This is a genomic window from Hylemonella sp. GW821-FHT12C09 (genome assembly GCF_058807395.1).
Map to the genome: position 1 here is coordinate 217,560 of NZ_JBXAQQ010000005.1, position 13,019 is coordinate 230,578.

The window sequence follows — 13,019 nt, forward strand, 5'->3', positions numbered from 1 at the left end:
GAGGGCAGGCCGCGGCGACCGCCGCGACCGTGCATAAAAAAAGCCGGCGTCACCGCCGGCTTTTTCGTAAACGGGGTGAGCCGATTACTTGAGGTGCTTGCCGATCAGGGCAGCCATCTCGAACATCGAGACTTGCGCCTTGCCGAAGATCGCCTTCAGCTTGTCGTCAGCGTTGATGTTGCGCTTGTTGACGTTGTCCTGCAGCTTGTTCTTCTTGATGTAAGCCCACAGCTTGCTCACGACTTCCGTACGCGGCAGGCCAGCGGAACCCACCACTGCGGCCAGGGCCGGGCTGGGGGTCAGCGGCTTCATGAACGCTGCGTTGGGGGTGCGCTTCTTGGCCGGAGCCTTTTTCTTCGCAGCGGCCTTCTTGGCCGGAGCCTTCTTGGCAGCGGCCTTTTTGGCCGGAGCCTTCTTCGCAGCCGGCTTCTTGGCCGGAGCCTTCTTGGCAGCGGCCTTCTTCGCCGGAGCCTTCTTCGCTACCGCCTTTTTAGCGGGAGCCTTTTTCGCAGCGACCTTCTTGGCCGGAGCTTTCTTGGCCGGAGCCTTCTTCTTTGCAGTTGCCATGATTGAATTCCTCTTCTAGAAGTTGATTAATCACCAGAGGGAACTGCTTCCTCTCTGGTATTGCGGATGCTATAGGAGAAAAAACGCATCTCCAAGCGAAAAGTGTGTTTTCTCCCTCTGGGATGTTGTTTTTTGCATCGCGATTTTCAGGCGGCGCCCCTCTGAAAAACGCTTTTTCTCCTCTGGAGGTCTTGCTCCGGGGTGCAGATCACGCTCTGCAGCGGGAGGAAAATCGCCTTGCGCACACCCCTGCGCAGCCCCGCTTTCTCCTCTGAAAGCGGGGCTTTTCGCGAGTGATCCTCGGGGCGGCGCAGGGCCGACGGCGTCGGCCAGCTGCGCGTCCGGTGCGCACTGCTCCGGCTGGCCACGCCGTGCGCACCCCTGCGGTCCGCTACGCTCTCGTCAGAAGAGGCTCGTCGAGCCGCTTGAACGCCCTCAGGAGCTGCCCCAGGACGCCGCCCATGCCTACCCTGCCCGAACGCCATGTTTTCGTCTATGGCACGCTGCGCCGCGGCGAAGCCAACGACATCAACCGTCTGCAGCCGGCCTGGGGCAGGCGCGCATGGGCGGCTTGCTCTACGACCTCGGGCCCTATCCCGGCCTGGTCCTGGGCGGCACGGAGCCGGTGCTCGGCGAGGTCTATGCCATGGCTCCCGAGCTGGAGCGGCAGCTCGACGTGATCGAGGAGGTGGCGCCCGTGCCCAGCGGCGAGTACACGCGCCGCTACGTCGAACTCCTTCTCGACGGCCGGTCCCTGCGCTGCCTGGTCTATGAAATCGACCCGCAGCGCGTACGCGGCTGGCCGCGCATCACCACGGGCGACTGGTTGCAGCGCCACTGAGACCGGTTTTTGCCTGCCGCGCCCGGTCTGCGGCATGGCGGCGTCGGTGCGCTAGGGGCTGTCGTGGCTGCATTTCAAAACCAGCCTATCTAGTTTCACAATTTGAAATTACCCGTTGACGCATCGCAGCAAATTTTCTCAATACGAGATATTGAATTTCACATTGCAAATCGAATAACGTAAGTTATTGATTCGTAATGAAATAAAAAATGTCTTGTATAAGACACAAGAGGTTTTCAAAGTCTTATACAAGACTTAAAGTAGACCCATCGAGCCAGGCCGCATCGCCGCCCGGTAATCGAACGGTTTCATCCACCTGCTTTAGGAGTTACACCATGCCGCAAACCCTGACCGAACAACTCAGCCGTGAGCAACAGATCGCCGCCCTGGAAAAGGACTGGGCCACCAACCCCCGCTGGAAGGGTGTCGAGCGCGGCTACAGCGCGGCCGACGTGGTGCGCCTGCGTGGTTCCTTCCCCATCGAGCACACCATCGCCCGCCGCACCGCCGAGAAGCTGTGGGACATGCTGCACACCGAGCCCTACGTCAACTGCCTGGGCGCACTGACCGGTGGCCAGGCCATGCAGCAGGTCAAGGCCGGCGTGAAGGCCATCTACCTGTCGGGCTGGCAGGTCGCCGCCGACAACAACACCTACTCGTCCATGTACCCGGACCAGTCCCTGTACCCGGTGGACTCGGTGCCCAAGGTCGTGGAAACCATCAACAATACCTTCCGCCGCGCTGACGAGATCCAGCACGCCAAGGGCATCGACGCCGGCCACAAGGACTACATCGACTACTTCGCCCCGATCGTGGCCGATGCCGAAGCCGGTTTCGGCGGCGTGCTCAACGCCTTCGAGCTGATGAAGGCCATGATCCGCGCCGGCGCCGGTGGCGTGCACTGGGAAGACCAGCTGGCCTCCGTCAAGAAGTGCGGCCATATGGGCGGCAAGGTGCTGCTGCCCACCCGCGAGTCCTGCCAGAAGCTGATCGCCGCGCGCATGGCCGCCGACGTCATGGGCGTGCCCACCCTGGTGATCGCCCGTACCGACGCCGAGGCCGCCGACCTGCTGACCTCCGACTACGACGAGATCGACAAGCCCTTCCTGACCGGCGAGCGCACCGCTGAAGGTTTCTACAAGACCCGCAAGGGCCTGGACCAGGCCGTCGCCCGGGCCAACGCCTACGCCCGCTACGCCGACCTGGTGTGGTGCGAGACCGGCACGCCCGACCTCGACTTCGCCAAGAAGTTCGCCGACGCCGTGCACAAGGTCCACCCGGGCAAGATGCTGGCCTACAACTGCTCGCCTTCCTTCAACTGGAAGAAGAACCTGGACGACGCCACCATCGCCAAGTTCCAGCGCGAGCTCGGCGCCATGGGCTACAAGTACCAGTTCATCACGCTCGCGGGCATCCACTCCATGTGGTACAACATGTTCGACCTCTCGCAGGACTACGTGAAGCGCGGCATGACCGCCTACGTCGAGCGCGTGCAGGAACCCGAATTCGCCGCCCGCGACCGTGGTTACACCTTCGTGTCCCACCAGCAGGAAGTCGGCACCGGCTACTTCGACGATGTCACCACCGTCATCCAGGGCGGCAAGTCCAGCGTCACCGCGCTGACCGGCTCGACCGAGGAAGAGCAGTTCCACTAAGCACTGAGTAACTTCACCGGCCAACGGGGCTGACGCGCCTGCGTTTTCGCAGGTCCGTCAGCCCCGTGCAATTTCCGGGACGATTTTGATTACTTTTGGAAATGACGTCATTCAATAAAATTAATAAGAAGTTTTATTCTGTGACAGCATAAAAAATGAATTTACCTTATTAGTGGCTGTTTATATATTTGCGCCATACCAAGCCGGTTGCCTGGCTCTCCCCCTCAGGCAGCCCCTGCTGAAACGATTTCTAAAACTACGGACCCGCAAGGGCATCAATCATCATGAGCAAGAAATACAACATCCTGATCCTGGGCGCCTCTTATGGCTCCTTGCTCGCCAGCAAGCTGCTCATGGCAGGGCACTCGGTCAGTCTGGTGTGCCGTCGCGAGACCGCCGAGCTGATCAACCGCGAAGGCACCCGCGTGCGCATGCCGGTCAAGGGCCGCGAAGGCCTGGTCGAGATCGACTCGCGCCAGCTGCCCGGCAAGCTCGACGCGGTCTCTCCCTCGCAGGCCAAGGCCGAGCAGTACGACCTGGTCTGCCTGGCCATGCAGGAGCCGCAGTACAGCGCCCCCGGCATGCGTGAGTTGATGAAGGCCATCGCCCTGGCCAAGGTGCCCTGCATGTCCATCATGAACATGCCCCCGCTGCCTTATCTGGCCCGCATCCCCGGCCTGGACGCCAGCGCCTTGCGCGCCTGCTACCACGACGCCAGCGTCTGGGAGGATTTCGAGCCCGGCCTCATGACCCTGTGCAGCCCCGATCCGCAAGCCTTCCGTCCGCCGGAAGAGCAGCCCAACGTGCTGCAGGTCGGCCTGCCCACCAACTTCAAGGCCGCCCGTTTCGAGAACCCGGCGCACACCGCCATGCTCGAGCAGATGGAAGCCGACATCACCGCCGCCCGCCTGACCGTGGACGGCGAAGTGCTGGACATCCCGGTCAAGCTCAAGGTGCATGACTCCATCTTCGTGCCGCTGGCCAAGTGGGCCATGCTGCTCACCGGCAACTACCGCTGCGTGCAGGCCGACGGCATGCGCGCCATCAAGGACGCCGTGCATGGCAACCTCGAGCAGTCGCGCCAGGTCTACGCCTGGGTGGTGGACCTGTGCGTCCAGCTGGGTGCCCAGCCCGACGACATGGTGCCTTTCGACAAATACGCCGCTGCCGGCCAGGGCCTGCTCAAGCCGTCCTCGGGTGCCCGCGCCCTGGCGGCCGGTGCCACCGACATCGAGCGCATCGACCTGCTGGTCAAGCTGGTGGCCGAGCAGCAGGGCCTGAGCAACGACTCCGTCAACGAGACCGTCAAGGTGGTCAACGGCTGGCTGGACCGCAACCGCAAGGCGGCCGCCGCAAAAAAAGCGGCTGAGGCGGTCGCCGCCTGAGCGGCGGGGTCGCCTCGGCCTCTGTTTCCCGACGGTTGCGCAACGCCAGGGGGCGAGCCCCCTGGCGTTGTCGTCTGAGGCCTCGGTTAGAATGAGGGCTGTGGACCCAGCGTCCGTTCACAAGAGCGAGAAAGGCACCCTGGTTATGACACCGCGAACTACCACCGCCAGCGAGAAACGCCACAGGGGTTGCTAGTCCGCGCGCCCCCGGGCGCAGGTGCTGTCACATTCAAAACAAGGCGCGGTCACTACCGCGCCTTTTTCATTTTCTGCGAGTGAGAGATATGGTTCAGATCACGCTACCCGACGGTTCCAAACGCGATTTCCCCGGCCCGGTCACCGTGGCCGAAGTGGCGGCCTCCATCGGCGCCGGCCTGGCCAAGGCCGCACTGGCGGGCAAGGTCAACGGCAAGGTGGTGGACACCAGCTACCAGATCACCGCCGACAGTCCCCTGTCCATCATCACCGCCAAGGACGCCGATGGCCTGGAAGTCATCCGCCACTCCACCGCCCACCTGCTGGCCTATGCCGTCAAGGAGCTGTTCCCCGATGCCCAGGTCACCATCGGCCCGGTCATCGAGCACGGCTTCTTCTACGACTTCTCCTACAAGCGTCCCTTCACGCCGGAAGACCTGGCCGCCATCGAGAAGAAGATGGCCGAACTCGCCGCCAAGGACGAGCCCGTGGTGCGCCGCGTGCTGCCCCGCGACGAGGCCGTGGCCTACTTCAAGGGCCTGGGCGAGCACTACAAGGCCGAGATCATCGCCAGCATCCCGGCCAATGAAGACGTCAGCCTCTACCGCGAAGGCAAGTTCGAAGACCTTTGCCGCGGCCCGCACGTGCCCAGCACCGGCAAGCTCAAGCACTTCAAGCTCATGAAGGTGGCCGGGGCCTACTGGCGCGGCGACCACCGCAACGAGATGCTGCAACGCGTCTACGGCACCGCCTGGGCCAGCAAGGAAGAGCTGCAGCAGTACCTCACCATGCTCGAAGAGGCCGAAAAGCGCGACCACCGCAAACTCGGCCGCGAACTCGACCTGTTCCACCTGGACGAGCATTCGCCCGGCACCGTGTTCTGGCACCCCAAGGGCTGGACGGTCTGGCAGGAGGTGGAGCAGTACATGCGCCGCGTCTACCGCGACAACGGCTACCAGGAAGTCAAGGGCCCGCAGATCCTGGACAAGGCCCTGTGGGAGAAGACCGGCCACTGGGACAAGTACCGCGAGAACATGTTCACCACCGAGAGTGAAAAGCGCGACTACGCCCTGAAGCCCATGAACTGCCCGGGCCACATCCTGATCTTCAAGCAGGGCATCAAGAGCTACCGCGAGCTGCCCTTGCGCTTCGGCGAATTCGGCCAGTGCCACCGCAACGAACCCACCGGCGGCCTGCACGGCATCATGCGCGTGCGCGGCTTCACGCAGGACGACGGCCACATCTTCTGCACCGAAGACCAGATCCTGGTCGAGTGCGTCAACTTCACGGCCCTGCTGCAGAAGGTCTACAAGGACTTCGGCTTCACCGACATCATCTACAAGGTCGCCACCCGCCCGGCCCAGCGCATCGGTGCCGACGCCTTGTGGGACAAGGCCGAGGCCGCCTTGATGGAGAGCCTGAAGGCCGCCAACTGCGACTTCGAGATCTCCCCGGGTGACGGTGCCTTCTACGGCCCCAAGATCGAGTACACCCTGAAGGACGCCATCGGCCGCCACTGGCAGTGCGGCACCATCCAGGTCGATTTCTCCATGCCCGAGCGCCTGGACGCCGAGTACGTGGGGGAGGACGGCAACCGCCACCGCCCCGTCATGCTGCACCGCGCCATCCTGGGCAGCCTGGAGCGTTTCATCGGGATTCTGGTCGAGGAACACGCCGGCGCACTGCCCACCTGGCTGGCCCCGGTGCAGGTTTCGGTGCTCAATATCACCGACGCGCAGGCCGATTACTGCCTGGAAATCGCCCAAAAACTGAAGAAATCGTTGCCAAATCAAGAACTTAGGGTCCAGACAGACCTGCGCAACGAGAAAATTACGTATAAAATACGCGAGCATTCGATGCAGAAGCTGCCTTACATCCTCGTCGCGGGCGACAAGGAGAAAGCAGCCGGTGCCGTCGCAGTGCGTGCCCGGGGTAACAAAGACCTCGGTGTGATGTCCCTCGAAGCCTTTGTGCAAATCATCGCGGACGACATCGCTCACAAGTCAGTCGAAACGGCCCCGCAGGGGCAGTGAGTCGGGCTTTTGGCGCGTACCCTGGCGGTCTCAGCCCTGTGAGGGCAAAGTTTTAAGGAATTGAACCATCGCTACTGAATTTCGTGATCGTCGCCAGCGCGAAGAGCGCAAGCACCGCCTGAACCGTGAAATCATGGCCACCGAGGTCCGGATTTCCGGCCCTGAGAACGAGCCCATGGGGGTGGTGAGCCTGACGGAGGCCCTGCGTTTGGCAGGCGAGATGGATGTGGACCTGATCGAAACAGTGGCCACTGCGAATCCTCCCGTCTGCCGCCTGATGGACTACGGCAAGTTCAAGTTCCAGGAACAGAAGAAGGCTGCCGAGGCGAAATCGAAGCAGAAGGTCATCGAGGTCAAGGAAATCAAGTTCCGGCCCGGTACCGACGATGGTGACTACAACATCAAGTTGCGCAACATCAAGCGCTTCTTGGAAGAAGGTGACAAGTGCAAGATTACCTTGCGCTTCCGTGGTCGCGAGATCACGCACCAGGAGATCGGCATGGCCATGCTGGACCGCATGCGCGCCGATCTGGCGGATCTGATCGTGGTCGAGCAGTTCCCCAAGCTGGAAGGCCGGCAGATGATCATGATGATCGCGCCGGGCAAGAAAAAGGCCGGTGGCGCTGCGGCGCCCAAGGCTGCCACCGAGGCAGCACAGGGTTAAGTTTTTTCCTGCGGGTTGCAGAACCGGCAGGAAATGCCGGGAAGGTGCAAGCTTTCCCGAAACGCAGCGGGGTCACACCCGCGGCGAGGGCAGAGGGGCAACCCTTGGCCCGACAAGTGGCGGGTTTTGAACTCGCCACTTCAAGAAGTGGCTCGGGGCCTACAAGGCTGGAAAAGGTTTCCAGACGCCTCACGAGCACAAGTAATAGGAGCATGAATATGCCCAAGATGAAGACCAAGAGCGCGGCGAAGAAACGCTTCCGCGTTCGTCCCGGTGGTACCGTCAAGCGCGGCCAAGCCTTCAAGCGTCACATCCTGACCAAGAAGACCACCAAGAACAAACGCCACCTGCGGGGTTCCACCGCTGTGCATGCGACCAATATGGGTCACATGGCACAGATGCTGCCCGGCCAAGGCATTTAATTAACGACGAACAAGGAGTAATCACATGCCTCGCGTCAAACGTGGTGTAACGGCTCGCGCCCGCCATAAAAAAGTTCTCGCCCTCGCCAAGGGCTTCCGCGGTCGCCGCGGTAACGTCTTCCGCATCGCCAAAGAAGCGGTGATGAAGGCCGGGCAATATGCCTACCGTGACCGCCGTACCAAGAAGCGTGTCTTCCGTCAGCTGTGGATTGCCCGTATCAACGCGGCAGCCCGTCAGTGCGGCATGACCTACAGCCAGTTCGCCAACGGCCTGAAGAAGGCCCAGATCGAGATCGATCGCAAGGTGCTGGCCGACATCGCCGTGCACGACATGACGGCTTTTGCCGGCATCGTGGAGAAAGTCAAGGCCAAGCTGGCTGCCTGATCTTCACGCCGGGCCCGCTGCCCAAAGTGGCAGGCCTCATGCACAAGACAAGAGGGCCGAAGCTTGCATAGAGCTTTGGCCCTTTTTCATTGCACAGGGCGATCCGGAGAGCGCAGCCAAAAGCCATTGCCGGGCTGCGCTGCCCCGATCACTTTGTACCCAACGGACAAGAACACATGAACGAGTTGGACGCCATCGTCACCAGCGCCAAGACCGCCTTCGACCAGGCCGCCACCCCGGCCGACCTGGAAAACGCCAAGGCGCGCTTCCTGGGCAAGACCGGCAGCATCACCGAGCTCATGAAGGGCATGGCCGCGCTGAGCGTGGAAGAAAAGAAGAGCCGCGGCGCCGCCATCAACGTGGCCAAGCAGGCCGTCGAGGCCGCGCTCAACGCGCGCCGCCAGGCCCTGGCCGATGCCGAGCTGAACAAGCAGCTGCAGTCCGAGGCCTTGGACGTGTCCTTGCCCGGCCGCATCCGCGGCAACGGCGGCCTGCACCCCGTGAGCCTGACCATGGAGCGCATCGAGTCCATCTTCGGCTCCATGGGTTTCGAAGTGGCCCAGGGCCCCGAGATCGAGGCCGACTGGTACAACTTCACCGCGCTCAACACGCCTGAAGACCATCCCGCCCGCTCCATGCACGACACCTTCTACGTGGAAGGTGGTTCCGCCAAGGCGCCCAACCTGCTGCGCACGCACACCAGCCCGGTGCAGGTGCGCCATGCGCTGCAGCACGTCAAGCGTTACAAAGCGCTGATGGACGCTGGGCTGAGCCACGCCGGGCCGCCCCAAGTGGCGAGCGCCCCCTCGGGGGGCAGCGACCCACGCGCAGCGGGGGAGCGTGGGGGCCTTGATGGTATGCCCGAGATACGCGTCATTTGCCCCGGCCGTACCTACCGTGTGGACAGCGACGCCACCCACTCGCCCATGTTCCACCAGTGCGAAGGCCTGTGGATCGGCGAGAACGTGAGCTTCAAGGACCTCAAGTACGTCTTCACCGAGTTCTGCCGCACCTTCTTCGAGAGCGACGACCTGGTGCTGCGCTTCCGCCCCAGCTTCTTCCCCTTCACCGAGCCCAGCGCCGAGATCGACATCCGGTTCCAGAGCGGCCCGCTGGCCGGCCGCTGGCTGGAAGTGGCCGGCTCCGGCCAGGTGCACCCGAACGTGGTGCGCAATATGGGCCTGGACCCCGAGAAATACATAGGCTTCGCCTTCGGCATGGGCATGGACCGCTTCACCATGCTGCGCTATGGCGTCAACGACCTGCGCCTGTTCTTCGACGGCGACATCCGTTTCCTGAGCCAGTTCAAGTAATTCAGCCGAGAACAAGAAGATGCAATTCCCCGAATCCTGGCTGCGCGAATTCTGCAACCCGCCGCTCTCCACCCAGCAACTGGCCGACACGCTGACCATGGCCGGTCTGGAGGTGGAAGAGCTGCGCCCCGTGGCACCGCCTTTCACCAAGATCGTCGTCGGTGAAATCAAGGAGGCCGTGCAACACCCCAACGCCGACCGCCTGCGCGTGTGCCAGGTGGACGTGGGGCAGGGCGCCTTGCTCAACATCGTCTGCGGCGCACCCAATGCGCGCGTGGGCATCCGGGTGCCCTGCGCCCTGGTGGGTGCCGAGCTGCCGCCCGGTGAAGATGGCAAACCTTTCCTCATCAAGCTGGGCAAGCTGCGCGGCGTGGAAAGCCAGGGCATGCTGTGCTCGGCCCGCGAGCTGAAACTGTCCGAAGACCACGGCGGCCTGTTGGAGCTGGCGGCCGACGCGCCCATCGGCCAGGACATCCGCCAGGTGCTGAACCTGGACGACACGCTTTTCACCTTGAAGCTCACGCCCAACCTCGCGCACTGCCTGTCCGTCTACGGCGTGGCGCGTGAAGTGGCCGCGCTCACCGGCGCGCCCCTCCAGGCCCCGGCCTTCCCGCCCGTGGCCGCCAAGTTGGCCGACAAGCAGCCCGTGAAGATCAGCGCGCCCGACCTCTGCGGCCGCTTCTCCGGCCGCATCGTGCGCAACGTCAACACCAAAGCCGCCACCCCGCAGTGGATGGTGGACCGCCTGGCCCGCTGCGGCCAGCGCAGCGTGACCGCGCTGGTGGACATCTCCAACTACGTGATGTTCGAGTTCGGCCGCCCGAGCCACATCTTCGACCTGGACAAGATCCACGGCACGCTGGACGTGCGCTGGGGCCAGCCGGGCGAACAGCTCAAGCTGCTCAACGGCAACACCGTCACCGTGGACGGTGAAGTCGGCGTGATCGCCGACGACCAGGCGCTGGAGTCCCTGGCCGGCATCATGGGCGGCGACGCCACTGCCGTGTCCGACGACACCCAGCACGTGTATGTGGAAGCCGCCTTCTGGTGGCCCCGCGCCATTGCCGGCCGTTCGCGCCGCTACAACTTCGCCACCGACGCCGGCCACCGCTTCGAGCGTGGTGTGAACCCCGAGCTGACCGTGGAGCACATCGAGCGCATCACCCAGCTCATCGTCGACATCTGCGGCACGCCGGCCACCGCCTGTGGCCCCATCGACGACCACCAAGTCAAGATGCCCGTGAGTCAGAGCGTGACGCTGCGCGTGGCGCGTGCGGCCAAGGTCATTGGCATGCCGCTCACGCAGGCGCAGTGCGCCGATGCGCTCAAGCGCCTCGGCCTGCCCGTCACGGAGGGGCAGGGGACCCTCACAGTGATGCCGCCGCTGTACCGCTTCGACCTGCAGATCGAAGAAGACCTCATCGAAGAAGTGGCGCGCCTGGTGGGCTACGACCATCTGCCCCACACCCCGCCGCTGGCCCCCGTGGTGCCCAAGCTGCGCAGTGAGTCGCAGCGCAGCCCCTATGCCGTGCGCCGCCAGCTGGCCGCGCTGGGTTACCAGGAAACCATCAACTACAGCTTCGTGGACGAACGCTGGGAACACGAGCTGGCCGGCAACCCCAGGCCCATCAAGCTCATGAACCCCATCGCCAGCCAGATGGGCGTGATGCGCTCCACGCTGCTGGGCTCGCTGCTGCAGGTGCTCAAGTTCAACCTGGACCGCAAGGCCGAGCGCGTGCGTGTGTTCGAGCTGGGCCGCGTCTTCCTGCGTGATGCCAGCGTGCCCGACAGCGACAGCAGCGTGGCCGGTTTTGCCCAGCCCATGCGCGTGGCCGGCCTGGCCCTGGGCGGCGTGGACACCCTGCAGTGGGGCGGCAAAGACCGCAACGTCGACTTTTTTGATGCCAAGGGCGACGTGCAAGCCCTGCTGGCCCCGCGCCAGCCCGTGTTTGAAGCCGCCGAGCACCCGGCCATGCACCCCGGCCGCTGCGCCCGTGTGCTGCTGGACGGCAAGCCCATCGGCTATGTGGGCGAGCTGCACCCGCGCTGGCGCCAGGGCTACGAGCTGGCCCAGGCCCCGGTGCTGTTCGAGCTGGAACTCGACGCCGTGCTGGCCCGCGAAGTGCCGGCCCTGCGCGCCATGAGCAAGTTCCAGGCGGTGGAGCGCGACCTGGCCGTCATCGTGGCCGAGGGCGTGACCCACGCGGCGCTGATGCAGGCTATCGGGGTTGCCCCCACCCAGGGCCTGCTGCGAAATGCGGTATTGTTTGACGTCTACCGGGCCAAGCCGGGGGCAGCCTCGGCCGGCCTGGCCGAGGGCGATAAGAGCCTGGCCGTGCGCCTCACCCTCAACAGCGACGAGGCCACGCTGACCGAAGAGCAGATCGAGTCGGCCGTGCAGGCCGTGCTGGCCACCCTGCAGAAGCAGGTTGCCGCGCGCCTGCGGGCCTGAACGGGATACGCGAGAACACGAAAACAATCGAGACGGCGGAATCACTATGGAAATCACGGTCGAAAGTCTGGAAACCCCCGCGCTGACCAAGGCGCAGCTGGCTGAACTGCTGTTCGAGCAGATCGGTCTGAACAAGCGCGAGTCCAAGGACATGATCGACGCCTTCTTCGACCTGATCGCCGACAGCCTGGTCAATGGCAACGACGTCAAGATCTCGGGCTTCGGCAACTTCCAGATCCGCACCAAGGCCCCGCGCCCCGGCCGCAACCCGCGCACCGGCGAAGCCATCCCCATCGAGGCGCGCCGCGTCGTCACCTTCCACGCCAGCCACAAGCTCAAGGAACAGATCCAGGAGCAAGGCGGCCAGCCGGCCCGCGCCGCCGCCTGAGTCCTGTTTTCTCCGTTCGGGCTGAGCCTGTCGTGAACAGATCAGGCTCCCATACCGCCCCCGGTTTTCAGCGGTGCCAAACCGCTGCCGCAGCCCTGTTGCGGTGCACAAACCGCAGCTTTCCTGCACCCCGAAACCCCGAAAAGCGCTGTTTTTCGAAAAAACAGCCGACAGGCTTTGCATCTGTCCACCACTTAGAGTAACCTTGCAGCTTTCTCTCCTATCACATTGATTTCAATGGAGAAAGCGCTTCCACCCATCCCTGCCAAACGCTACTTCACCATCGGTGAGGTCGGCGACCTGTGTGGCGTCAAGCCTCACGTGCTACGGTATTGGGAGCAGGAGTTCACCCAGCTGCGCCCCATGAAGCGGCGCGGCAACCGCCGTTATTACCAGCACCACGAGGTGCTGATGATCCGCCGCATCCGCGACCTGCTCTACGACCAGGGCTTCACCATCAGCGGCGCCCGCAACAAGATGCAGGAACTGCTGCACGCCGAACGCGACAAGAAGCGCGCCGGCGAGGTCATGCTCGACGGCGTGGAAGTGCTGGAGATGAACGAACCGGCCGACCTGGACGACTTCAGCGAGAGCCAGCTGGTGGAAGACGAAGACCCCGCCGCCAACGACAAGCTGCACCTGGTCAAACGCGAACTCACCGAAATCCGCGACCTGCTCGCCGGCAGTTTCTGAGCCGGGCAGGGCGGGAAGCCCGTTTT

The 13,019-nt window shown here is 63.6% G+C and carries 12 protein-coding genes; 11 read left to right on the forward strand and 1 reads right to left on the reverse strand.

The window, feature by feature from the left end:
* Positions 1-84: 84 nt before the first annotated feature.
* Complete coding sequence (locus AC1RRP_RS10570) at positions 85-567, reverse strand: SWIB/MDM2 domain-containing protein (protein ID WP_082605516.1); 483 nt, start codon at positions 565-567, stop codon at positions 85-87.
* A gap of 562 nt (positions 568-1,129) precedes the next feature.
* Between AC1RRP_RS10570 and AC1RRP_RS10575 the strand changes: the two genes are divergently transcribed.
* The 11 genes from AC1RRP_RS10575 (at position 1,130) to AC1RRP_RS10625 (ending at position 12,993) form a co-directional block, all read left to right on the forward strand.
* Entirely contained in the window at positions 1,130-1,408 is a 279-nt protein-coding gene (locus AC1RRP_RS10575; protein ID WP_493035904.1) for a gamma-glutamylcyclotransferase family protein, read from the forward strand.
* 335 nt (positions 1,409-1,743) lie between these two features.
* Positions 1,744-3,063, forward strand: coding sequence for an isocitrate lyase (aceA, locus tag AC1RRP_RS10580; protein WP_493035906.1), 1,320 nt, complete (start codon positions 1,744-1,746; stop codon positions 3,061-3,063).
* Positions 3,064-3,347: 284 nt separating this feature from the next.
* Positions 3,348-4,448: a ketopantoate reductase family protein gene (locus AC1RRP_RS10585; RefSeq protein WP_493035908.1), complete on the forward strand. Its 1,101-nt coding sequence runs from the start codon at positions 3,348-3,350 to the stop codon at positions 4,446-4,448.
* Between the two features lie 284 nt (positions 4,449-4,732).
* Positions 4,733-6,676: a threonine--tRNA ligase gene (thrS, locus tag AC1RRP_RS10590; RefSeq protein ID WP_493035911.1), complete on the forward strand. Its 1,944-nt coding sequence runs from the start codon at positions 4,733-4,735 to the stop codon at positions 6,674-6,676.
* Between the two features lie 67 nt (positions 6,677-6,743).
* Complete coding sequence (infC, locus tag AC1RRP_RS10595) at positions 6,744-7,340, forward strand: translation initiation factor IF-3 (protein ID WP_493036071.1); 597 nt, start codon at positions 6,744-6,746, stop codon at positions 7,338-7,340.
* Between the two features lie 218 nt (positions 7,341-7,558).
* Positions 7,559-7,762 (forward strand): 50S ribosomal protein L35, encoded by a 204-nt coding sequence (rpmI, locus tag AC1RRP_RS10600; RefSeq protein ID WP_057675808.1) that lies wholly within the window; start codon positions 7,559-7,561, stop codon positions 7,760-7,762.
* Between the two features lie 25 nt (positions 7,763-7,787).
* Positions 7,788-8,147 carry a 50S ribosomal protein L20 gene (gene rplT, locus AC1RRP_RS10605; RefSeq protein ID WP_174252392.1) on the forward strand — a complete coding sequence of 120 codons (360 nt, stop codon included), beginning with the start codon at positions 7,788-7,790 and terminating at the stop codon, positions 8,145-8,147.
* A gap of 176 nt (positions 8,148-8,323) precedes the next feature.
* A complete protein-coding gene (locus tag AC1RRP_RS10610) occupies positions 8,324-9,460 on the forward strand; it encodes a phenylalanine--tRNA ligase subunit alpha (protein ID WP_493035913.1) in 1,137 nt (378 codons plus the stop codon).
* Between the two features lie 19 nt (positions 9,461-9,479).
* On the forward strand, positions 9,480-11,912 hold the full coding sequence (gene pheT / locus AC1RRP_RS10615; RefSeq protein ID WP_493035915.1) for a phenylalanine--tRNA ligase subunit beta: 2,433 nt from the start codon (positions 9,480-9,482) through the stop codon (positions 11,910-11,912).
* Complete coding sequence (locus AC1RRP_RS10620) at positions 11,890-12,300, forward strand: integration host factor subunit alpha (protein WP_493035917.1); 411 nt, start codon at positions 11,890-11,892, stop codon at positions 12,298-12,300. The genes pheT and AC1RRP_RS10620 overlap by 23 nt, the downstream gene beginning before the upstream one ends.
* A gap of 237 nt (positions 12,301-12,537) precedes the next feature.
* Entirely contained in the window at positions 12,538-12,993 is a 456-nt protein-coding gene (locus AC1RRP_RS10625) for a MerR family transcriptional regulator (RefSeq protein ID WP_493035919.1), read from the forward strand.
* Positions 12,994-13,019: the final 26 nt, after the last annotated feature.